We start from the raw sequence: 24081 nt of genomic DNA, 5'->3' as shown, positions 1-24081 counted from the left end.
TTATTTTTTAGGATTAATTTTTAATTTATTCATGAAAACCGCAGAGGTGATCAATAATGAAAGAGGAATCAGGGAAAGGTAAAATGCCTGCTGTCCGCTGAACTCCTGAAACACAAAACCTGTAATAATAGAACCTATCGTTCCTCCGATTGCTGAGAAAACAACGATCAGTCCTGACATTGCACTGTGCAGATATTTCGGAATCGAAGCAAGAATTACAGAATTAATGCTTGGATAAATAGGTGCCAGCAAACCTCCCATCAAAGGAAATAAATACACGACCAAAGGGGCATTCATCCAGTTTGTATTCGTATCAATATGAATATTATGGGTAAGGGGTAAAACCAACAGTAAACTAATGGCAAAACCCACCACACAGAAAGAAACCACATAGATCCAGCTGAATTTCTTAGAGAAAAATCCTGATAAGAATCTTCCCAAAGCAAAAGCTCCTGCTAAAACCGCACCTGCCTGAATACTCATAGAGGTAGGCACTTTTAAAATTTCTTTATAAAAAGTAGGAGTCCATGTCTGAAAACTCTGCTCTACCAGTACAAAAAGGAAAGCACATAATAAAAAGCTCAGTACTTTTTTATAGCTGAATAAGCTTACACTGTTTTTTAAATCTCCCAGGAGATCTGTTTTCTCACTTTTAGCTTCCTGTTCATTCAGTTTTGAAAAGAATAAGAATAAAAAAGATAAAGTTGAAAGTACACCCAACACCCAATATACATTCAGCCATTCTGTGGATTTCGGATTGTGATCATCAATATATAAGCTGAATAAAACATTTCCTGCCAATACCCCGATCATGAAAAATCCTTCCAGAAATCCCATAAAGCTGGAATGTTCCTTATCTGTTTCCGTTACCAGCCCGATAGAAGTAAAAACCGATATTTTGATTAATGCAAATGAAACTCCTACTGTCGCAAATAATAATTTAAAAACCCAGAACTCATTGGTAAACGGCATTACAAAACACATACAGCTTACCAGCAATAAGGCAATCAACATTGATTTTTTGATTCCTATCTTCGGAAGAAATGAAGCCAGAATGAAAGAACATATGGCAATCGGAAGATCTTTGAAGCCTTCCAGAACACTGGCCGAAGATTTTGAAATCCCAAAATTCTGCTGTACCTGTAGAATGACTGTTCCTACAGAATTCAGAAGAATGGCGAAGACAAAATAGTTTAAAAATAAAACGGCCTTGATGTTAAGATTTTTCATTCAGGTTATTTCTTGTCGGCTAAGATAGAAGCATTTCTGTTAACGATAATTTAACACAGTAAATCAATATTTGAACTATATTAATATATTTAGTATTTTTAATGAATAAATATGATTAATTAGATGAAAGTTACTTTTGAAAGGGTCATCCCTAATGAAAAGAGTTCATTCCGTACCATTCACAATAACTCTCCCATTTCAGAATTCAAATGGGAATACCATTATCATCCCGAAATTGAGCTGGTATGTGTCATTTCCGGGAATGGAACCCGCCATGTAGGCTATCATAAAAGTAATTATACGAATGGAGATCTGGTATTAATTGGTTCCAATATTCCCCACTCCGGATTTGGACTGAATTCTATTGATCCTCACGAGGAAATTGTGCTTCAGTTCAAAGAAGAAATCCTTCAGTTTCCACAGCAGGAAGTAGAAGCCAGATCTATTAAAAATCTGTTGGAACTTTCTAAATATGGGATTCATTTTCATCATAAAGTAAAAAAAGTAATGCTTCCCAAACTGAAGCTGATGCTTGAATCTGAAGGCTACAAAAGATATTTGTTACTGTTGGAAATTCTTTTTGAACTTTCAAAGTGTGAAGATTATGATCTGTTGAATAAAGAGATCATGCCCTACACCATTATTTCAAAAAATAAAACCCGCCTTGAAAATATCTTCACCTATGTAGAACATCATTACGACAAGGAAATCGATATTGAAAACGTTGCAAAACTGGCCAACCTTACTTTGCCTGCGTTCTGCAATTTCTTTAAAAAAGCCACTCAGATTACGTTTACAGAGTTTGTAAACCGGTACAGAATTAATAAAGCATGCCTGCTGATGGCGCAGGACAGATCTATTTCGGAATGCAGCTATCAATGTGGTTTTAATAATGTGACGTATTTTAACAGGATGTTTAAAAAATATACGGGGAAAACTCCTTCTGAGTTTATCAGGAATTACTCTGACAGCAACGTCAATATAGATATAAAGACTGAAAAGGAGATTAAAGCTAAAGTAAGTTTTTGATAATTTGCCAGGACTCTTATCAACAATTCGTGCGGTTATACTAAGCGTTGTGTTTGTACATTCTGTAGGAATCCAGGTTTAGTTACAGAAATTTTGTAAGGGCTTACAATAAAAAATGAGGGTTAGACTCCTACGGAGTGACAAAGTGAATGAATAGACAATGCTTTCGTATTTGTCATTCTGTAGGAATCCAACTTACTTATGAAAATTTCGCAGGTACTTACAATAAAAAGATCAGTTGAGCCAAGACTCCTACGGAGTGACAAACTGTTTGGATAAAAGGTGAACTATATTGCGATCAACAAAAAAGCCACTCCAAAAGAGCAGCTTTGTATTATTGGGTAAAAACCAGTAACTCAATAAATCAGTAACCAGCAATTATTTCCATTTAATATTGCATCCCATACTCGGTCTTTGAATTTCCTCCTGAGCTTCCCCAGCCAAAAGATTTTCAAAAGCAATAATCAGATCTTCTCCGGTTACATCTTTATTATTTCCCGGTCTTGAGTCATCCATCTGGCCTCTGTATACAAGATCAAGCTTATCATCAAAGAAATAAAAATCCGGTGTACAAGCGGCATCGTAAGCTTTTGCTACAGCCTGACTTTCATCAAACAGATAAGGGAAATCAAATCTTCTTTCAATCTGGAATTCGATCATTTTTTCAGGAGAGTCTGCCGGATATTTTTCAATATCATTAGCATTGATAGCGATGAATTCAATTCCGCGCTCGTTATAATCTTCATATAATTCATTGATCTTATCGATCACATGAAGAACAAACGGACAGTGGTTGCACATGAAGATCACCAAAGTACCTTTTTCTCCTTTCAGCTCATCCAAAGACTGAAGTTCATTCGTTTTTGACGGGTTAGGAAGTTCAAAAAACGGTGCTTTTGTTCCTAATGCCAACATATTTGAGGGAGTATTCATATCTTTATTTCTTTACCGGCAAAGATAATTATTTCTTTTATTAATTGAGCCGAGTTCTGAAACAGACATTTTATTTTTAATAGAGTAAGGAAGCTGGAAGCTGGAGGGAGGAAGATATTTACCACCAAAAAATAGTTATAGTCAAATTCTATTAATGGATTTTTTTACCCCAAATCAACTTCCAGCCCCATTCTTCCAGCTTCCAGCCTTTGCTTAATTTGTCTTTCAATAGGAGGCGAACTCATAAAACTCACAATATCCCTTGGAAGTTATAGTAAAAAGTTTGTAGTTTTGCTAACGCTGTTAGTAAATAAAAATCATGGGTCTACATGAACGCCGTCAACGAGAAAAAGAATCCATCCGTGCAAATATTTTGCAGGCTGCTTTTACGTTGGCTAAAACTGACGGCTGGGCATCGCTTTCTATGCGTAAGATAGCAGATGCTATTGAGTATAGTGCACCTGTAGTGTATGATTATTTTGAAAATAAAGAAGCTATTCTATTTGAAATTTCTTTAGATGGCTTTCACAAGTTACATATAGAACTATTAAAAGCTCAGCAAAAACACGATACTCCGGAAGAGCAGCTTGTTGCCATTGTGGATGCGTACTGGAACTTTGCTTTTAAAAACAAGGAATATTACCAGCTTATGTTTGGTCTTGGAATGCAGTGCTGCGGAAAAGGTCAGATGAAAAAGGAATTCTCATCATTTCAGGAGCTTATCTATGAATGCACCTATGAGATTATTAAGAAAAACGGATCTAATCCGGACAATGCCTGTCATATGTCTCACGCTCTGTTTTCTGCCGTACACGGTATGATCTCTATTATGATGATGCGTACAGCGGATATTCCTTCAACAATGAATAAGACTACATTGGACGAAACTGTTTCGGCTTTTATTAAGTCTTTATAATTTTTTTTGAATTAAAAATTAACACCGTTAGGAAAATTAACACTGAATTAATATAGATAATTCTTGTTACTCCTGATTAAAAACTCAATCATTTATGAAGCCATTCATAGTTTTCAGTTGTTAAAATTAGTCATTTTTACTTATAAATTAACACTGTTAGTAAAATTAACACACCTTACACCATCACTATACACTTCAATACATTAAAAACAATTTTCAATTATGGAAACAATCGACTTCATTGGACATTAAAAATTCTGTAATTTTTTTTGAACAAATTATTAACACTGTTAGGAAAAAATACAGCATTTATTAAAACACTTTACTTACCTCTAACACTTCATTAAAAAAATTAAACCAACAATGAAATTACCTGGAAAAACAAGTTTTATTGTACTTATTGCAAGTATAATTCTTTTACAGAGCTGCACAAAAGCCGCAGAAGGAACCAATGCCGCACCTCCAGCTCCAGAACTTCCGGTTTATACCGTTATCACTTCACCCGCTACTACATATCAGGAATTCCCTACTGCTCTGGAAGGGAAAAACAACGTAGAAATCAGATCTCAGGTAGACGGATATCTGGACAGAATCTATGTAGAAGAAGGCTCTTATGTAAGAGCAGGACAACCGTTATTTAAAATAGATTCAAGAAGCTACGGCGAACAGATGAATATGGCTCAGGCCAATCTTCAGTTAGCCAACGCTAACATTCAAAAAGCAAGAGTGGAAGTAGACCGACTTCAGCCACTGGTTGCTGCAAAAGTAGTTTCTGATGTACAGCTTAAAACAGCAAAAGCCAATTATGAAGCTGCCGTTGCTGCTGCATCACAAGCCAAAGCCTCTGTAGGAAGCGCGAGAATCAACGTAGGATTTACCACGATTACAGCTCCTGTAAGCGGTTATATCGGAAGAATTCCTTACAAAAAAGGAAGTCTGATCTCCAGAACAGATGTGAATCCATTGACTTTATTATCTGATATCAGTGAAATCTACGCTTACTTCTCTTTAAGTGAACTTGATTTCATCGCTTTCCAGAACAAATATCCGGGAGCAAGCTTAGAAGAAAAACTGAAAAATATGCCGATGGTAGATCTTGTCATTGCTGATAACAGTACTTACCCTGAAAAAGGAAGACTAAGTATTGTGGACGGACAGTTTGATAAAACTACCGGAGCCATAAGTGTACGTGCCGTTTTTCCTAATGCCAACGGAACTTTAAGAACCGGAAACACAGGAAGAGTGCGTATGCCTCAGCTGATTTCGAATGCAATAGTTATTCCCCAGGAATCAACATTTGAAATTCAGGATAAAACCTATGTATACGTGATGGATAAAGATAAAAAAGTAATGGGGAGACCTATTAAAATATCCGGAAAAACAGACAGTTATTACTTTATTTCTGAAGGACTTTCCCGTGGAGAAAAAATAGTATACACAGGAATTGGAAGCTTAAAAGACGGTGCATCCATCAGACCGAAAAATATTTCTTCGGACAGCTTGTTAAAAGCAAAACCATTATAGTCCTTTCCGAAAACAGAAGACTTAAAAAAATAAACTTCTTATGTTAAAACAATTTATAGAAAGACCGGTCCTTTCAACGGTCATCTCCATAATACTTTTATTATTGGGAGCTTTGTCTCTCTTTAATTTACCGATTGCCCTCTTTCCGGATATCGCTCCACCAAGCGTTCAGGTAACGGCATTCTATCCTGGAGCCAATGCTGAAGTTGTAGCACGTTCAGTTGCAACTCCTATTGAAGAAGCAGTGAACGGGGTTGAAAATATGACCTACATGACTTCCAACTCCAGTAATGATGGTACCATGACACTTAGCGTGTACTTCAAGCAGGGAGCAGATGCCGACAATGCAGCAGTAAACGTACAGAACCGTGTATCAAAAGCGATGAGCCAGCTTCCTCAGGAAGTAGTACAGGCGGGAATTTCAACCCAGAAAGTTCAGAACAGTATGATCATGTTCATGGGGTTAACCAGTGAAGATGAAAAACAATATGATGAATTATTCCTTCAAAACTACCTGAAAATTAATGTTATTCCACAGATACAGCGTATTCCCGGGGTAGCACAGGCACAGGTATTCGGAACAAGGGATTATTCCATGAGAATCTGGCTGAAACCGGATCGTCTGGCAGCCAACAATCTTTCTCCACAGGAAGTTTTAGGAGCCATTAAAGACCATAACCTTGAAGCTGCTCCGGGTCGTTTGGGACAGGGAAGTAAGGAAACTTACGAGTATATCCTTAAATATAAAGGAAAACTGAACAAGGGCGAAGACTATGAGAATATTGCCATCAAAGCAAACAGTGACGGCTCTTTTCTAAGACTGAAAGATGTTGCACGAGTAGAGTTCGGTTCTTATACCTATACAGCGACCAACAGAGTAGATGGAAAACCGGTGGCCGGATTTGCTATCTTACAAACCGCAGGTTCGAATGCCAATGAAATCCTGACTGAAATTGAAAAGCAGGTGAAAGTAATGGAAACCACTCTTCCAAAAGGAGTGAAGCCTATTATCATGTATAATTCCAAAGACTTTTTGGATGCTTCTATCCATCAGGTTGTGGAAACGCTTGTTATTGCTTTCGTGTTGGTATTTATTGTAGTATTTATCTTCCTTCAGGATTTCAGATCTACTTTAATTCCGGCTATTGCCGTACCCGTTGCGATTATCGGAACATTCTTCTTCCTTCAGCTATTTGGCTTCAGTATCAATATGCTTACCTTATTTGCATTGGTGCTCGCCATCGGTATTGTGGTGGATGATGCGATTGTAGTAGTAGAAGCCGTCCATTCCAAAATGGAACAAACAGGAATGCCTGTAGAACACGCTACGATGCACTCAATGAGTGAAATCTCAGGAGCTATTATTTCCATTACATTGGTAATGTGTGCCGTGTTTATTCCGGTCGGGTTCATGCAGGGACCTGCAGGAGTTTTCTACAGACAGTTTGCCTTCACATTAGCGATTGCGATTTTAATCTCAGCAGTGAATGCATTAACATTAAGTCCGGCATTATGCGCGATGTTCTTAAATGATCCTCAGGGAGAACATGGGGAGCACGGCCATAAAAAAGGTTTTGGAGCAAGATTCTTCAATGCTTTCAATGCGAGCTTCAACAGCATGACGAGAAAATATATCTACAGCCTTAAGTTTTTAATTAAAAACAAATGGGTTGCCATAGGAGGTCTTGTTATTATTACAGCAGCAAGTGTATTTTTGATCAAACAGGCTCCGTCAGGATTTATTCCTACGGAAGACCAGGGATTCGTATTGTATGCAGTGAATACTCCTCCGGGAAGTTCACTGGAAAGAACACACAGAGCTACGGCACAAATTGATAAAATTATCAACGGTGAAAAAGCAACCAACCACCTTTGGGTAGCGGATGGGATGAACTTCATCAGTAATGCCAACGCTTCTCCCTATTCTGCAGGTTTCATTAAGCTTAAAGATTATGACAAACGTGGTGACATGAAAGATCCCGATCAGATTGCTGCAACATTAACAGGTAAGGTAAGCCAGGTGAAAGATGCCAACGCATTCTTCTTCAACTTCCCTACGGTACAAGGTTTCGGTAACGTTTCCGGATTTGAATTCATGCTTCAGGATAAAACAAACGGTTCTTTTGAACAGTTGGGAACAACCACTCAGCAATTCATTGGTGAATTGATGAAAAGACCTGAAATTGCTTTCGCCTTTACAACTTATGCAGCAGGAAATCCTCAGTATACCATTGATGTAGACACAGATAAAGCCAATCAGCTGGGTGTTTCTGTAACAGAACTGATGCAGACGATGCAGATTTATTTCGGAAGCAGCTTTGTATCGGATTTCAACAGATTCGGAAAATATTACAGAGTAATGGCACAGGCCGATATTCCTTACCGTACAGATGTTAATTCACTGGAAGGAATTTATGTAAAAAATAAATCAGGAGAAATGGTGCCGGCAAAAACATTGGTGACATTAAAAAGATCTTTCGGTCCTGAGACGGTAACAAGAAATAACCTTTTCAATGCAGTTACGATTAACGGAACTCCAAAACCTGGGTACAGTACCGGAGATGCGATCAAAGCGGTAGAAGAAGTGGCTCAGCAATCACTGCCAAGAGGATATGGATATGAATGGACAGGGATTACCCGTGAAGAAATTAAAACAAGCGGACAGACTGCTTTTATTTTCTTCTTAAGTATCCTATTCGTTTACTTCTTACTGGCAGCACAATATGAAAGCTACATCCTTCCGTTTGCTATTATTCTTACTATTCCAACAGGGATTTTCGGAGTATTTGCCTTCACAGGATTAGCTGGAATTGATAACAATATTTATGTTCAGGTTGGATTGATCATGCTTGTGGGACTATTGGCTAAGAATGCCATCCTGATTGTGGAATTTGCCGTACAAAGAAGAAAAGCAGGTAAAACATTGATAGAATCTGCTCTTCAGGCATCAAGATTACGTTTAAGACCAATCTTAATGACCTCTTTTGCCTTTATCGTTGGAATGCTTCCACTGGTATGGACGCAAGGTGCTTCTTCAAAAGGAAACCACTCCATCGGTTACAGTACCGTAGGCGGAATGCTTACAGGAGTAATCTTCGGGATCTTTATCATTCCGGTAATGTATGTCATATTCCAGTATCTGCATGAAAAAATGCCAAGCAGAAAAAAGAAAAGACTTCTGAAAAAACAAATGGAGGAAGAACTTTTAGCTGCTACACACTAATAAAAAATGAATGACAAAAACTTAGAGAAAATTTTAAGATCATAGGTTTACCTATTTACCTGCCTGATCTTAATGGTTTAAAAAAGCTAATTATTTTCTCCTACTAAAGACAATTTTTGCCTCTACAGAAACCTCTCTAAGTTTTGGATTCAATTAAAAGTTTAAAAACTATGAAACGAGTAAAAAATATTATTCTAACATTTGTGCTGGCCATCGGCTCTGTTTCGTGTGTGTCTAAACTGGCATACACGGAGCCTGAGCTTCCACTTCCGGAAAAATTCCAGTACACCGCCACTGCAGACACTGCCAGCATAGCCAATCTGGAGTGGAAACAGTTTTTCAGTGATCCTATTTTACAGGGATTGATTGAAAAAGGAATTAAAAATAATTATGACCTTCAGATTGCCCTGAAACAGGTAGCTGCTTCACAGGAAAAACTGAAACAGGCAAAATATATGCAATATCCGGACGTTGGTTTCGGAGTAAGCGGACAGATTTCAAGACCTTCTAAAAACAGCATGAACGGACAAAGCTTAAATTTATTTTTAGGCTCAAGCCATGTTGAAGACTATAATGCGGCCTTCAACCTTTCGTGGGAAGCGGATATCTGGGGAAAAATCAAAAACCAGCAGGAAGTTTCAAGAATGCAGTATCTTCAGACCTACGAAGGTTCAAAAGCGGTTCAGACTCAGGTAGTGGCTGCGATTGCTCAGGGATATTATAACCTGCTGATGCTTGATAAACAACTGGCTATCGCAAAATCCAATCTTGAACTAAGCAGCAAAACCTTACTGATGACACAAAAAATGTGGGAAAGCGGTGATAATACTTCTCTTGGTGTTCAGCAGGCAGCAGCACAGAAACAGGCAACAGAACTTTTGATTGCCCAGCTGGAGCAAAATATCGCTATCCAGGAAAATGCATTGAGCATTCTTGTGGGAGAAGTTCCTAATAAAATCAACAGAACCATTGAAATGTCTGATACTTCCCTGCCACAAAACATTACAGCAGGACTTCCGGCAGCTATGGTAAGCCGCAGACCGGATGTGCGCCAGCAGGAATTGGTTTTATTAGAGTCTAATGCGATGGTAGGAATTGCTCAGGCTAATATGTATCCGGCATTGAAAATTACAGCCAACGGAGGAGTAAATTCATTCAAATTTGATAACTGGTTTCAGATTCCGGCATCTTTATTCGGATCGGTCTTAGGAGGAATTACCCAGCCTATTTTCCAGAAAAGACAATTAAAAACAGATCTTGAAGTAGCAAAAATTCAAAGAGAGAAAAATGTGTTGGCATTCCGTCAGTCGGTATTGAATGCCGTGGGAGAAATTTCTGATGCTTTGGTTTCTAATGAAAATTTAAAAGTTCAGGAACAGAAAGCCACGGAACAATCTACCACGTTAAAAGACGGAATTAAAAGTGCACAACTTCTTTACAAAGGAGGTTCAGCCAATTACCTGGAAGTGATTACAGCACAGGGAAATTCCCTGCAGGCAGAGCTGAATCTGGCTTCCATTAAAAGACAGAGATTAAGCAGCATTGTAGATTTATACAGAGCTTTAGGCGGCGGTTGGAAGTAGTAAATTAAATTATATTTGTTTTTAAGATGCGGTTCTTTTCAGAGCCGCATTTTTCCAATATTAAAAGCCCCCTGATTAATTATTATCTGTACTGTCATTCTGAATGGAACAAAGTGGAATGAAGAATCTTTAAAAATAATTGAAGAGATTCTTCGTTCTTCAGCATGACAAACTAAGCGCTTAGTTTATCCGCACACTATGTCATTCCGTAGGAATCTATATTTTCAAGGCTTCCAGAGCTACTTAATAATGTGAAATTATTTATTCCTGAAATTGTTCCGCAATCCATTTCAGCAAATCTTCATATTCTTTGTCAGAATATCCCAACTGTAAATAATGAATATCATCCGCCTTTCTGTACCACGTCAGCTGACGTTTTGCATATCTTCGGCTGTTCTTTTTAATTTCTGAAACCGCAAAATCAAGATCCCACTCTCCGTCAAAATATTTGAAAAGTTCCGCATATCCTACTGTATTTAAAGCCGTCAGATTCTTGAATTTCTCAAGACCTTTCACCTCATCCAGCAACCCGTTATCCATCATCATATCCACCCTGCGGTTGATTCTGTCATAAAGTTCTTCTCTAGGAGCTTCAATTCCGATTCTGATGACATTAAAATCTCTGGAATCCTGAGAAACCGAAATATGTTCTGAATATTTTTTATCTGTTTGCCAAATAATATCAATGGCTCTCAACAGCCTGCGGTGATTGTGAATATCTACCACATTGAAATATTCCGGATCGAGTTCCTGTAAAATTTCCTGAAGCTTTTCTATTCCCTCCTGCTCCATAATAGCCTGAAGTTTATCCTGATTTTCAGCATTGGCCTCCGGCAGATCATGCAGACCTTCTATCACCGCTTTTTCATACATCATACTTCCGCCAACAAGAATGGCAGTATCATGAGTTGTAAAAAGTTCATTAAGTTTTTGAAGGGCATCTTCTTCGTACTGACCGATAGAATAATATTCTTCCACTGAAAGATTTCCGATAAAATGATGAGGTGCAGCAGACAACTCTTCTTCCGAAGGAGCAGCCGTTCCTATTTTCATTTCTTTAAAAAACTGGCGGGAATCACAGGAAATAATCTCCGTATTGAAATGCTGAGCCAAATCAATAGCCAATCTCGTTTTACCAATTCCGGTAGGTCCTACTACAGAAATTAAATTTTTCTTTTTCACCGCGCTAATTTACGAAAATGAGTTTATTTAATTTGCTGGAGGATGGAAGTTAAAATTAGATCTATAACAATCTTCCTGCTTCCTGCCTTCATCTTCCAGCCATTTAACATTAGCCAAACTATAGACTTAAATGTTTATCTTTGTAGAACAATAAAAAACTATGATTTTATCAATGACCGGATTCGGTAGAGCCGAAGATGTTTTTGAAGGAAAGAAAATTACTATAGACATTAAATCTCTGAACAGCAAGAGCTTTGATTTAAATATTAAAATTCCTTTACGTTATAAAGAAAAAGAATTTGAAATCAGAAAAATTCTTAATGATAGAATTATCCGTGGAAAAGTAGACTGCTACGTTAATATTGAGAATCTTGAAGAGTCCAATGATGTAAAAATCAATAAAAACTTAATTGACTCTTACATCAATGAACTTAAAAACATAGCTTCTGACGGCCCCAATTTCGAATACCTTAAAATGGCAGTAAGACTTCCTGATGCCATTACATCAAGACCTGACGAATTAACGGAAGGCGAATGGGAAGCTTTGGCTAAGATTGTCAACAATGCCGTAGACAGATTTGAAGAATTCAGAAAAACGGAAGGCAGTAATCTGCATGAAGAATTAAACAGGAATATTCAGAATATCGACAAGTATCTTGCAGAAGTGATTCCTTTTGAAGAAGAAAGAATTGTAAGTGTAAAAGAACGTTATCAGAAATCTTTGAAAGAATTTGAAAATGTTGATGAAACACGTTTCTATCAGGAGATGGCCTATTTCACTGAAAAACTTGATATTTCTGAAGAAAAGGTAAGACTTGCCCAGCACCTGAAATACTATAAAGAAGTAATGGACAATGAATCTTTCAACGGAAAAAAACTGGGCTTTATTTCTCAGGAAATCGGAAGAGAAATCAATACTTTAGGTTCTAAAGCCAATCACGCAGAAATCCAGAAGCTGGTGGTAATGATGAAAGATGACCTTGAAAAAATTAAAGAACAAACGTTAAACGTATTGTAATATAGGTACGAATTATGAGATGCGTGGTTGTCATTTCTAAGAAAAGAACCCGAAACTCGGACCTCGTAACCCGAAATTGTAAAAAATGGATAAAGTAATTATATTTTCAGCACCATCTGGAAGCGGAAAAACTACATTGGTAAAGCATTCACTGGAAACATTTCCTGAACTGGAATTTTCTATTTCATGTACTACAAGACAACCCAGAGGAAGTGAAATACATGCAGTAGATTATCATTTTCTGACACCGGATGAGTTTAGAAAGAAAATTTCCGAAGATGCTTTTGTAGAATATGAAGAAGTGTACACGGACAAATATTACGGTACTTTAAAATCTGAAGTAGAAAAAATCTGGAGTCAGGGAAAAGTAGTTATTTTTGATGTAGATGTAAAAGGAGGAATTTCGTTAAAAAAATATTTCGGTGATAAAGCGCTGTCTATTTTTATAGAACCACCTTCCATTGAAGAATTGGAACGAAGATTGATTTCCAGAAACACAGATGATGCAGAAACCATAAAAACCCGTGTTGCAAAGGCAGAAGAAGAAATGACCTACGCCAGCGGATTTGACAAGATCGTTATTAATGAAGATCTTGATGCAGCTAAAAAAGAAATAGAAAGTTTAATAAAAAGTTTTATCAGTAATTAATGGCTGGAAGATGGAAGCAGGAGGATGGGAGTAAAATATTACACTCAAAATCTAACTTCTGATTTCTAACCTCTAACTTCTGATCGTAAAAAATTGAGGTTGATATGAGTACCGAAACATTAGAAAAAGCTAAATCTGCAATTCCTGTCAGAGGATTTTTGGATATAAAAGATATTGCTATTCCTCAGGGTGAAGAATTGGTGAAAGCCATTCTTAAACTTAAAGAGGAAAAAAATGCGGTTATTCTTGCCCATTATTACCAACCGGGAGAAATTCAGGACATCGCAGATTTCCTTGGAGATTCTTTACAGTTGGCAAGACAGGCTAAAGATACCAATGCTGACATGATTGTATTCTGTGGAGTACATTTCATGGCAGAAGCCGCTAAAATTCTGAATCCAACTAAAAAAGTAGTTCTGCCGGATACCATGGCCGGATGCTCACTGGCAGATGGTTGTTCCGGAGAAGGACTGAGAAAAATGCGTGAGCAGCACCCGAATGCTTTAATTGCCACTTACATCAACTGTAACGCAGAAACTAAAGCTGAAAGTGATATCATCGTAACCAGTTCAAATGCTGAAACTGTAATAGAAGCTCTTCCGAAAGACAGACCCATCATCTTTGCACCGGACAAAAACCTGGGAAGATATTTATCTAAAAAAACAGGTCGTGATATGATCCTTTGGGACGGAAGCTGTGTAGTACATGAAGCATTTTCAATGGAAAGAATTGCTCAACAGCTGGCAGACAATCCGGATGCAAAACTGATTGCACACCCTGAAAGCGAAGAAGCTGTTTTGAAACTGGCTCACTTTATTGGTTCCACTTCCGCCCTGCTGAACTATGTGGAAAAAGATGACTGCCAGAAATTCATCATTGCAACAGAAGAAGGCATTCTTCACGAAATGAGAAAACGCGCACCTCATAAAGAACTGATTCCTGCATTGGTTTTTGATGAAAGCTGTAACTGTTCGGAGTGTTTCTATATGAAACGCAATACAATGGAAAAATTGTATTTATGTATGAAATATGAACTTCCTGAAATTCTTATTGATGAAGAATTAAGGTTAAAAGCATTGAAACCTATTGAAGCCATGCTTGACCTCTCTAAAAGCATAAAATAAATTAAAGAGGTTGTCTCAAAAGTGTCATTCTGAACGAAATGAAATGTAGTGAAGAATCTCATATGTTTGTTTATCAATGAGATTCTTCCTTCGTCAGAATGACAAAAGCCAGATTGTTTGACTTTTGAGACAGCCTCTTTTTTATTGTTATTAAAACAGATATACTATTTTTAAGACACTCCTCCGCTCATACACGACATATCAACAATAACACACATTTTACAACGGTCAGGAAGCATATTAAAAGCCTCGCAAGATGCATCACCGGGATTATTTCCATAAGTTGTATTCTTAGGACATCCTATACATGTTAACGAGCCTGCTCCGTGCAAAGTTTGAAGTTGTTTTCTGTTTAATTTCTTTAGATTTTTCATAGTATTTAAATTAAATTGATTTCAATCTTTTTATTCAACGCTACAGCACAAGTGCGTAACACATTCCTCCCGGCTTGCCAGCATCACCAATTTCTGCCTCCACGGAAACAAACAAAATGCCCTCCTCCGCATGCTTCAATCTGAATAACAGTGAAACCACCATTGATATTTTTCTTGTCTTCTCTTGATAATTTTTGAATTGTTTTCATAGCATTTAACTTTAAAGTTATCAAAGTTGTTTACACTTTACAAAACCACAAAAGTCACAAAAGGCTTCATTTTTAAAACACTTGGGTTCACTTAAGTAAGTTTAATGGTATACCGCAGAAAAGTTCACATAAGAGTAAAATCAAAAATTATCGCAAAACTTGTCTACTTATTAAGTTAAGCATATGGCATAGTTCTGAAAAACTTTTGTGTCTTTTATGGTTAAAATAATGATTATAAAGTTTAAACAACCTCATCATTAAAAGTTTTGAAATCAATACAGATCAAAACATTCAAAGCTCACAAGCACTCTACCCTTACAGCATTCCGGCAAAGCGTGATAATCAGCACAGGATCTTGGCTCGCCTGGTCCGTAAGGTCCGGCAGGGCAGTTCTCGAAACAGTTATTCACATCTCCTCCACTGATTGATTTCAGATGCCGCCGGTTTAATTTCTTTAAATTTTTCATGATTATTGCATTATCAGTTAATATTATAAATGTAAGGTTTTTAATCAATTACACCAAATATATCTCAAAAAAAGGAAATATGTTTTTATTATGTTAAAAAGTTGGCTGTTTCAAAATAATTCGTACATTTGTTCCGTTACAATGAATTATTTAAGAAACATATCTGATATTTCTGCCCTGAAATCACCTATTTCAGGCATATCTTCTGTTTCTTCATTCACAACTACAACAATTACCCCATAACGGGGTAGATTTTCACATATTATTCCCGTCACCTGTGCTCTTTTTTTTAAAGAGTAGTTAATTCTATTTACCCAATTTCAAAAAAATACTTGATGAAAGTTTTAAAATTCGGCGGAACATCAGTCGCCCATTCTCAGAATATATTACTGGTGGAAAAAATCGTAAAAAGTGAATCTTTAAAAGGCAAAGTTATTGTCATTGTATCAGCTCTTCACGGAGTAACAGATCAATTGATTAAAGCAGCAGAGCATGCTTCTGTAAAGGATGAAAACTATATTCAGATTGTTCAGAATCTTGAAGAAAAACATATCAGTCTGGTCAAAGAACTTTTCCCAATTGCGGAACAAAGTTCATGGCTAAGCTTTGTAAAAAAACATTTTAACGATATCGAAGAGCTGTGCAACGGAATTGCTGTTCTTGGTGAACTTACCAATAGGATTAAAGATAAAATTGCTTCTTACGGAGAATTTCTGTCCTCAAAAATTATAGCTGCAAGATTACTGCATCAAGGATTGGACTGCGTTTGGATGAACTCTGCAGAACTGATCAGAACAGACAGTAATTTTACCCATGCAAAAGTAGATTTCAAATACACCGATCATAATATTGCCCGTTTTCTGAGTGAAAATCAGAACCGCATTACCGTAGGACCAGGTTTTATTGCGAATGACGGGAAAAATAACGCCACAACATTAGGGAGAGGCGGATCAGATTATACGGCATCTATCATTGCAGCAGCTGTTCATGCAGAAGAACTCCAGATCTGGACTGATGTAAGCGGAATGATGACAGCCGATCCGCGTCTGGTTTCCAATGCTAAACCTATTTCAGAAATATCTTATCATGAAGCGATGGAACTGTCACATTTTGGAGCAAAAGTACTTTATCCGCCTTCCATTCAGCCTGTAATGATAAAAAATATTGACCTGATCATCAAAAATACCTTTGATCCTGATGCACAGGGAACTTTAATCTCTCATCAACTGAAATCTTCAGACGATGAAAAACAGATTGCAGTAGGAATTTCCAATATGAACAGTATTGCCCTGCTTACACTGGAAGGCAGCGGAATGGTAGGGATTCCTGGAATTTCTGCAAAACTTTTCCAGTGTTTAAGTCAGGAAAAAATAAATGTCATTCTTATTACCCAAGGATCTTCAGAGCATTCTATCACCATTGCTATTGAAGAAAAAGAAGCTTTACGTGCTGAACACGCGATCAATTTTTCTTTTGCTGATGATATCAATCTAAAAAGGGTATATGCTGTGAAAATTGAAACAGGACTTTCCATTGTAGCGCTTGTAGGAGAAAGCATGAAAAGCAGAAGCGGTGTGAGCGCAAAAATGTTCGGATGTCTTGGAAATAACGGGATCAATATAAGAGCAATTGCGCAGGGATCTTCAGAAAGAAATATCAGTATCGTTATTTCAGAAAAAGACAGTAAAAAAGCAGTGAATGTACTTCATGAAGAATTCTTTGAATCTGAAATAAAGCAAATCCATCTTTATATCTGTGGAACAGGAAATGTAGGTTCAAAACTGATTCAACAGATTTATAACCAAAATGATTATTTAAAAGAAAACTTTTTGATCAATCTCAGAATTGCCGGAATTTCCAACAGCCGTCATATGATGTTTTCTGATCAGGGAATACCACAGGAAAATTATCTTAACTGGAATCAACTGGGTGAAAAAGCTTCTGCAAGGGAATTTGCTGATGAAATTATCCGCAGAAACCTTAGAAATTCTGTTTTCATTGATGTAACAGCAAGTTCTGACGTTCCTGAAGTGTATGAAAGTTTATTAAAAAGAAGTGTAAACATAGTAGCTTGTAATAAAATTGCAGCATCTTCAGATTTTAAAAGCTATAAAACCTTAAAAAACACAGCAAGAAACCACAGCTGCAATTTCTATTTTGAAACCAACGTAGGAGCAGGACTTCCAGTAATAGGAACCATTAATGACCTCATCAAAAGCGGAGACCAAATTCAATCCATTAAAGCTGTATTGAGTGGAACACTGAATTTTGTATTTAATGAATATGACGGATGCAGAACTTTTTCTGAAGTTGTAGCCCAGGCTCAGAAAGAAGGATACACAGAGCCGGATCCAAGACTTGACCTGTCCGGAACAGATGTAGCAAGAAAAATTTTAATTCTGGCCAGAGAGGCAGGATATCCGCTCCAGTTTGAAGATATTGAAAATATAGGTTTTCTGCCTGAAGAATGCATGGAGGGAAGCGTTGAGAGTTTTTATGAGAAACTTTCAGTATATGAAGAACATTTTAAAAGCTTATTGAACAATGCTAAAAAAGAAGGCAAAATATTAAAATACGTAGCAGAATTTGAAAATGGAAAAGCAAAAGTAAGTTTACAGCATATTGCTCCGGACAGCGATCTGTTTCATCTATATGGCAAAGACAATATTGTCATTTTTAAAACTCTGAGATATTCCGAACAGCCTTTAGTTGTAAAAGGTGCCGGTGCCGGAGCTGATGTAACAGCAAGCGGAGTTTTTGCAGATATTATCCGTTCTATATAAAAATACAATTATGAAAAAAGTAAAATTAAAAGTACCCGCTACTGTTGCCAACCTGGTTTGCGGATTTGATATTTTAGGAATGGCAGTTCATGATCCATATGATGAAATGGAGTTAAGACTATTGGAGACTCCTGATATTATTATAAGACATACAGACTCTTTCGGGCTACCTGAAGAACCTTCCGGAAATGTTGCCGGAATTGTTCTCTTAAAAATTCAGGAACACTTTAATCTGAAAAACGGCTTTGAGGTCATTATCCATAAACATATAAAGCCCGGAAGCGGGCTCGGCTCCAGTGCGGCAAGTGCCGCCGGAGCCGCCTTCGGAGCCAATGTATTATTAGGAAACAAGTTATCAAAGGAAGAAATGGCTCATTTTGCCATGTTTGGAGAAGAACTGGCTTCCGGGGTACGCCATGCAGACAATATCGCGCCATGCATCTATGGTGGAATTACGCTGGTAAAGTCTACCAACCCGATTGATATTATTCCACTTAACAGCCCTGATTTATTTGTGACGGCAGTACATCCGCAGGTAGAAGTCAAAACTTCGGATGCCAGACAGATTTTAAAGAAAAATATTACTTTAAAAAGTGCCGTGGAACAATGGGGAAACATAGCCGGGCTGATAGCAGGAATTCAGAAAAATGATTTTTCATTGATTGGCAGAAGCCTCAAGGATGTCATTATAGAACCTGTCCGCAGTATTCTGATTCCGAAATTTAATGATATCAAGATGAAAGGCTTGCAATTGGGAGCTTTGGGAGGTGGAATTTCCGGTTCAGGGCCTTCTATTTTTATGCTGTCTGAACAAAAAGAAACAGCAGAGAAAATCGCTCAGATGATGGAATCAGTGTATAATGAAATTGAAATAAAAAGTTTTGTCTACATTTCAAAAATAAACCCGGCTGGTATACAAATCGTTGAATAAGCTTACTCATAAAAAACAAAAATGAAATATTATAATTTAAAAGACCATCTGGAAAAAATTGATTTCAGAGAGGCGACAATAAAAGGTCAGGGAAAAGAAAAAGGATTATTTTTCCCTGAAAACATTCCCCATTTTGACGAAAAATTCATTCAAAATCTTCATCAGTATTCCAATGAGGAAATTGCGTACAGATGTATGAAAGACTTTGCAGGAGATGAAATTCCATCAGAAATACTTAAGGAAATTGTTGCAGAAACTGTAAGTTTTGAGATTCCTTTAGTCAAAATCAATAAGCACATATCCATATTAGAGCTGTTTCATGGTCCTACCCTGGCTTTTAAAGATATCGGGGCAAGATTCATGAGCCGCTGTCTTTCCTATTTTTTGAAAGACCGGAATAAAAAAGTCACTGTTCTTGTCGCTACTTCAGGAGATACGGGAGGAGCTGTTGCCCACGGATTTCATAAAATTCCACAAATCAATGTGGTCATTCTTTATCCTAAAAACAGAGTCAGTCCGGTTCAGGAAAAACAACTGACCGCGTTGGGCGAAAATATTTCAGCATTAGAAGTAAATGGAAGTTTTGATGATTGTCAGAATCTTGTTAAACAGGCTTTTTCAGATGAAGAAGTCAACAGTCAGTTATTTTTAACCTCTGCCAATTCTATCAACGTTGCAAGATGGCTTCCTCAGCAAATTTACTATTTAATTGCCTTAAAACAATGGATGCAGGAACACAAAGAACAGCCCGTAATCTGTGTACCCAGCGGAAACTTCGGAAATATCTGTGCCGGGCTTCTGGCTCATGTCAGAGGTTTGCCTGCCAATCATTTTATTGCCGCCTGTAATGCCAATCATGTAATTCCTGATTATTTTATAACTCAGAAATACAAGCCACAAAAAGCAATTGCTACCTTATCCAATGCCATGGATGTAGGAGATCCGAGTAATTTTGTACGAATTCTGGAGCTTTTCGGGCATCAGTTTGAAATCGTAAAAAATAAAATTTCAGCTTATTCCGTTGATGATGAACAGACCATAAACACCATCATGGAAGTCTACGAGAAACACGGATATATTCTGGAACCTCACAGTGCAGTAGCATTTGCTGCAATGGAAAAATATCTGAAAGAAAATCCTGAACAGAAAGGATTTATTCTGGGGACTGCCCATCCTGTAAAATTCCCCGATGCTGTGGAAAAAGCCATTCATGGTCAGATTAAAATTCCTGAATCGTTGAAGGGGCTCATGAAAAAGGAGAAAAAAACTGTAGAAATAAATTCAGATTTTGAAGAATTAAGACGATTTTTGCTTCATAAAATCTGAAGCAATGAGCAAAATATATCTTGAAGATGTAAGAATATATGCCTACCACGGTGTACTTCCTGAAGAAAATATCATCGGTACCTATTATATTCTGAACATAGAACTTCATACCGATCTGTGGAAAGCAGCAGAATCTGATGATTTACATGACACTATAAGTTATGCAGATATCAACGATATCCTCCACAGCGAAATGAAAATAAAGTCCAGATTACTGGAACATGCAGCGGGAAGAATGATTACAAAAATTCACAACAGTTTTCCTCAGATCGATTATATTAAATTAAAAATCACCAAAACAGCTCCGCCGATGCAGGGAGAAATGAAAGGTGCAAGTATTGAGTTGGAAAAGAGCTTTAAACCGGAAAATTAAAATTCTTATTTTCGTTCATTAAAAAAACATACAAATTGAAATTCGTTACAATATTATTTTTAGTCGCAGGGATCAGTACTTTTGGCCAGACCAATGTTGATAATCAACTTGCAGCCTACAACTTTCCGAAGATTAAGTCCAGTATTACGATGCCGGTGACCATTCCCCTTTCGGAGCTGAGCAATATGATCAATGCTTCCGTGAAAGATCTGGTATATCAGGATGACTCTTATACTGATAATAATAATGATCAATTTAAAGTAAAAGTTTGGAAAACGAGACCTATCCGCCTTGTAGGAGGAACCAGCCAGAATCTGCTGATTGAAGTTCCTTTAAAAATATGGGCAGAAAAAGGAATCGGTACTTTAGGAGTTTATACGTATCAGAATACCACCTTCGAAACCGTAATGTCTTTCAATACTACCGTTACTTTCAAAAATAACTGGACCATTATTACAAACACCCGGCCGAACGGCTTCAGATGGGTAACTAAACCTGTACTTGATTATGGAAGAATACAGATTCCTATTACCTCTCTTGTCGAAAAAAGTTTAAAAGAACAACAGGAAAAATTCTGTAAAACAATTGATCAGCAAATGGCTGCACAGCTGAATTTCCAGCAGTATGCCTTGATGGCCTGGAATACTTTTCTTCAGCCCTTCAATATTTCTGAGGAATATAATACCTGGCTGAAAGTAAGTCCTGTAGGGGTTAATATCACTCCTTTAAAGTTCTATGGAAACCAGATCAATGCTACTCTTGGTGTTGATATCTTTTCCGAAACATTCACAGGAAATAAGCCTGCTGCGTCTTCACCAGTGACCAGTGTTGCCAACTTTAATACAACACCTGCAGTTGCTGATAAGTTTATTTTGCAGACCACAGCCAATATTCCTTTTACTGAAGCAAGCAGTATGGCGAGAAAAACTTTCCTGAATAAGGAGTTTGATGTGCGGGATTCTAAAGTAAAAGTAACCGATATCAGAGTGTACGGTGTTGATGACAGAGTGGTTATTGAAGCGCAGACTGATGGTTATATAAAAGGGACATCCATTATTTCAGGAATTCCGGTGTATGATGAAACAAAAAGGAAAATTGTTTTGTCAGAAACCAAATTTAAGCTGAAAACTACCAATATTCTGCAGAAAACCGCTTCTCTCCTATTTCAGGGGAAAATCGTAAAAATGATTGAAGAAGAATATGGTATTCCCACTCAGGAACTGGAAGAAATCTCGAGAAAAAGCATTGAAGAAGCCTTTAACAAAGAATATTATAAAGGATTAAAGATGAGCGGAAAAGTTTTCAATCTTAAACCTAGTAAAATTTTACTCAGCAATACGGGAATCACTGCCGTTATTGATACGAACGCCTCATTAAAGCTGCTCGTCAATGGATTCTAAAATTTCAAACTTAAAACTAAACTAAAAAACTAATAATTTTACATATGAAAAGAATTCTAAATGTTGTTGAATATAATAAAGCCTCATCATGGGTTAGACTTGCCAATTATTTTCTCGATTTTATAATACTATCTGTTATTAATTACCTTCTTTCTATTCTCGCTAATTTTCTTTACGAAGTAACTTCAATTGAGTTTTTCTACTTATATAGTAATGGAAATATATTATGGCAGTTTTTTATTGGAAATTTCAATTATTGTCTTTATTATTTTTTGATGGAAAACCATTTAGATGGAAGAACAGTTGCAAAGTATATTACAGGAACCCAAGTAATCAGTACAGATGGTACAAAACCAACCACCCAGCAAATTATTTACAGAAGTCTTTCCCGAATTGTTCCTTTTGATGGGATATCATTTCTTGGTATAAATGGCTGGCATGACAAATGGAGTGAAACAAGGGTAATTAACATGAAAAATTATCAGGCTGAAATTCAAGCAAAAAGCGAAATTGAGGATCTTGGAAAGAAAGAAATTGCTTAAAAACTTTTGTTCATAAAGAAATTTTACTATATTTGCACACCTCAAAAATGGTAAAAATGGTACTTTGGCCGAGCGGCTAGGCAGTGGTCTGCAACACCATCTACAGCGGTTCGAATCCGCTAGGTACCTCAGAAAAAACCTCTATGTTATTTAGAGGTTTTTTTGTTTTTATATCTTGTCACGTCCTGAAATTTTTTTTCAATGATATTATTATGAAAAAGCTGTTCGTTTTCTTTCTGATTTCTTTTGTCTTAGCAGTTTTAAACGGATATTTCTTCAATTATATTAATGACACCTACTTACATTTTGATATCAATTATAATAAGTCTCAAAATATCTCAAAAAACGAACTAAACTTTATTGCCATATTCATTGCCCCTTTTATTGAAACTTTTATATTTCAGCATCTCCCCTACTTGATTTTAAGCAAATGGATAAGGCTCAACAATAAAGCATTTTGCATCATCATTATGAGTATCATTTTCGCATCAATGCATTACTATAATTGGCTCTATATTGTGATGACATTTTTTGGAGGCATTATCCTCAACAACCTTTATATTTACTATTACAAGCACATTACTAATTACAGTTTTATTATAGCAGTACTCTTCCACGCTTTATTCAACCTTTATGGTTTCTTGTTTATAATGTAACTTTTATTTTATTAATAATATAAAACAAGCTCTTCCTGGTCAAAAAAGAGATTAATAAATAATGTAAAAGATAATGATCAATAGGAAAATTATCTCTTTCAAAAATAGAGGATTCCAGCAGACTTTTATGAGCAGCGTCATAACAGCCAAAAAAAAATCCCCGGAAATTCCGAGGATAAAAACTAATAACCATGAAAACTCAAATTAAACATGAGTTACATTTCTATATTGAAAAATCGTGCCAAGAATAACGATTTAGAGAAAAAAAGTCATTTTCTTGTTGCAGCACCATTTTCACCAATTTAACATTTAAAACGGATTTTACAGATACCTTAAAAACCTCTTCATAATTATATTTAATAGTTTCATATAAATATAATGCTCCGGCAAAAGTATTAAAAAAAAAATAATTTACATTTTAATAAAATAAAATTTACATTCAGTACATAAAAAAAATAAAATAGCTAATCTGTCATAAAAAGTATTTTCAATAACAAATTGACACACTAGACATATTCATCCAAAAAAATATTAATCTCAAGACACAAAAAATTTATAAAAAATTTCTTGAAGATCAACATTAAAATATCATATAAGTTTTTTATATAA

General features: G+C 36.6%; 22 protein-coding genes and 1 tRNA gene. 16 read left to right on the top strand and 7 right to left on the bottom strand.

The window, feature by feature from the left end; all coding sequences use genetic code 11:
* The gene (locus tag BW946_RS08945; protein ID WP_076595848.1) at positions 1–1230 is read right to left on the bottom strand and encodes an MFS transporter; all 1230 of its coding nucleotides are present in this window, start codon (positions 1228–1230) and stop codon (positions 1–3) included.
* 123 nt (positions 1231–1353) lie between these two features.
* Here BW946_RS08945 and BW946_RS08940 point away from each other — a divergent pair, with 123 nt between their 5' ends.
* On the top strand, positions 1354–2259 hold the full coding sequence (locus tag BW946_RS08940; protein ID WP_076595847.1) for an AraC family transcriptional regulator: 906 nt from the start codon (positions 1354–1356) through the stop codon (positions 2257–2259).
* A 378-nt stretch (positions 2260–2637) separates the two neighbouring features.
* Here BW946_RS08940 and BW946_RS08935 read toward each other — a convergent pair whose 3' ends face one another.
* Entirely contained in the window at positions 2638–3192 is a 555-nt protein-coding gene (locus BW946_RS08935; protein ID WP_034694944.1) for a thioredoxin family protein, read from the bottom strand.
* 319 nt (positions 3193–3511) lie between these two features.
* On the opposite strand from BW946_RS08935, the gene BW946_RS08930 reads away from it, so the two are divergent.
* The 4 genes from BW946_RS08930 (at position 3512) to BW946_RS08915 (ending at position 10438) form a co-directional block, all read left to right on the top strand.
* On the top strand, positions 3512–4108 hold the full coding sequence (locus BW946_RS08930; protein ID WP_076595846.1) for a TetR/AcrR family transcriptional regulator: 597 nt from the start codon (positions 3512–3514) through the stop codon (positions 4106–4108).
* 363 nt (positions 4109–4471) lie between these two features.
* Positions 4472–5632 (top strand): efflux RND transporter periplasmic adaptor subunit, encoded by a 1161-nt coding sequence (locus BW946_RS08925; protein ID WP_076595845.1) that lies wholly within the window; start codon positions 4472–4474, stop codon positions 5630–5632.
* A 40-nt stretch (positions 5633–5672) separates the two neighbouring features.
* Positions 5673–8855 (top strand): efflux RND transporter permease subunit, encoded by a 3183-nt coding sequence (locus BW946_RS08920; protein WP_076595844.1) that lies wholly within the window; start codon positions 5673–5675, stop codon positions 8853–8855.
* Positions 8856–9025: 170 nt separating this feature from the next.
* The gene (locus tag BW946_RS08915; RefSeq protein WP_076595843.1) at positions 9026–10438 is read left to right on the top strand and encodes an efflux transporter outer membrane subunit; all 1413 of its coding nucleotides are present in this window, start codon (positions 9026–9028) and stop codon (positions 10436–10438) included.
* A gap of 261 nt (positions 10439–10699) precedes the next feature.
* On the opposite strand, the gene miaA is transcribed toward BW946_RS08915, so the two are convergent.
* Positions 10700–11620: a tRNA (adenosine(37)-N6)-dimethylallyltransferase MiaA gene (gene miaA, locus BW946_RS08910; protein WP_076595842.1), complete on the bottom strand. Its 921-nt coding sequence runs from the start codon at positions 11618–11620 to the stop codon at positions 10700–10702.
* A gap of 160 nt (positions 11621–11780) precedes the next feature.
* Here miaA and BW946_RS08905 point away from each other — a divergent pair, with 160 nt between their 5' ends.
* From BW946_RS08905 to nadA, 3 genes are all read left to right on the top strand, one after another.
* Positions 11781–12638 carry a YicC/YloC family endoribonuclease gene (locus BW946_RS08905; RefSeq protein WP_076595841.1) on the top strand — a complete coding sequence of 286 codons (858 nt, stop codon included), beginning with the start codon at positions 11781–11783 and terminating at the stop codon, positions 12636–12638.
* Between the two features lie 85 nt (positions 12639–12723).
* Positions 12724–13287: a guanylate kinase gene (gmk, locus tag BW946_RS08900; RefSeq protein ID WP_076595840.1), complete on the top strand. Its 564-nt coding sequence runs from the start codon at positions 12724–12726 to the stop codon at positions 13285–13287.
* Positions 13288–13391: 104 nt separating this feature from the next.
* Complete coding sequence (gene nadA / locus BW946_RS08895) at positions 13392–14411, top strand: quinolinate synthase NadA (RefSeq protein ID WP_034694934.1); 1020 nt, start codon at positions 13392–13394, stop codon at positions 14409–14411.
* 170 nt (positions 14412–14581) lie between these two features.
* Here nadA and BW946_RS08890 read toward each other — a convergent pair whose 3' ends face one another.
* The 4 genes from BW946_RS08890 to BW946_RS21785 all read right to left on the bottom strand — a co-directional run bounded on the left by BW946_RS08890 (position 14582) and on the right by BW946_RS21785 (position 15736).
* Positions 14582–14785 (bottom strand): bacteriocin-like protein, encoded by a 204-nt coding sequence (locus tag BW946_RS08890; protein ID WP_076595839.1) that lies wholly within the window; start codon positions 14783–14785, stop codon positions 14582–14584.
* Between the two features lie 83 nt (positions 14786–14868).
* Positions 14869–14994: a bacteriocin-like protein gene (locus BW946_RS21790; protein ID WP_262484564.1), complete on the bottom strand. Its 126-nt coding sequence runs from the start codon at positions 14992–14994 to the stop codon at positions 14869–14871.
* A 272-nt stretch (positions 14995–15266) separates the two neighbouring features.
* Positions 15267–15461: a bacteriocin-like protein gene (locus BW946_RS08885; protein ID WP_076595838.1), complete on the bottom strand. Its 195-nt coding sequence runs from the start codon at positions 15459–15461 to the stop codon at positions 15267–15269.
* A gap of 146 nt (positions 15462–15607) precedes the next feature.
* The gene (locus BW946_RS21785) at positions 15608–15736 is read right to left on the bottom strand and encodes a hypothetical protein (RefSeq protein WP_262484563.1); all 129 of its coding nucleotides are present in this window, start codon (positions 15734–15736) and stop codon (positions 15608–15610) included.
* A gap of 60 nt (positions 15737–15796) precedes the next feature.
* Between BW946_RS21785 and thrA the strand changes: the two genes are divergently transcribed.
* From thrA to BW946_RS21895, 8 genes are all read left to right on the top strand, one after another.
* Positions 15797–18244 carry a bifunctional aspartate kinase/homoserine dehydrogenase I gene (gene thrA / locus BW946_RS08880; RefSeq protein WP_076595837.1) on the top strand — a complete coding sequence of 816 codons (2448 nt, stop codon included), beginning with the start codon at positions 15797–15799 and terminating at the stop codon, positions 18242–18244.
* Between the two features lie 10 nt (positions 18245–18254).
* Positions 18255–19175, top strand: coding sequence for a homoserine kinase (locus BW946_RS08875; protein ID WP_076595836.1), 921 nt, complete (start codon positions 18255–18257; stop codon positions 19173–19175).
* 21 nt (positions 19176–19196) lie between these two features.
* The gene (gene thrC / locus BW946_RS08870) at positions 19197–20501 is read left to right on the top strand and encodes a threonine synthase (protein WP_076595835.1); all 1305 of its coding nucleotides are present in this window, start codon (positions 19197–19199) and stop codon (positions 20499–20501) included.
* A 4-nt stretch (positions 20502–20505) separates the two neighbouring features.
* Entirely contained in the window at positions 20506–20874 is a 369-nt protein-coding gene (gene folB / locus BW946_RS08865; RefSeq protein WP_076595834.1) for a dihydroneopterin aldolase, read from the top strand.
* Positions 20875–20909: 35 nt separating this feature from the next.
* On the top strand, positions 20910–22274 hold the full coding sequence (locus BW946_RS08860; RefSeq protein WP_076595833.1) for a DUF4403 family protein: 1365 nt from the start codon (positions 20910–20912) through the stop codon (positions 22272–22274).
* Between the two features lie 44 nt (positions 22275–22318).
* The gene (locus BW946_RS08855; protein WP_076595832.1) at positions 22319–22816 is read left to right on the top strand and encodes an RDD family protein; all 498 of its coding nucleotides are present in this window, start codon (positions 22319–22321) and stop codon (positions 22814–22816) included.
* A 58-nt stretch (positions 22817–22874) separates the two neighbouring features.
* Positions 22875–22945, top strand: a tRNA-Cys gene (locus BW946_RS08850).
* Positions 22946–22959: 14 nt separating this feature from the next.
* Positions 22960–23472 (top strand): CPBP family intramembrane glutamic endopeptidase, encoded by a 513-nt coding sequence (locus BW946_RS21895; RefSeq protein ID WP_083688828.1) that lies wholly within the window; start codon positions 22960–22962, stop codon positions 23470–23472.
* Positions 23473–24081 lie beyond the last annotated feature (609 nt).

The sequence above is a fragment of the Chryseobacterium sp. RU33C genome (genome assembly GCF_900156015.1).
Taxonomy (GTDB): Bacteria; Bacteroidota; Bacteroidia; order Flavobacteriales; family Weeksellaceae; genus Chryseobacterium; species Chryseobacterium candidae.
Note: the sequence above shows the minus strand (reverse complement) of the source record. Positions and strands in the feature narration are given on the sequence as shown.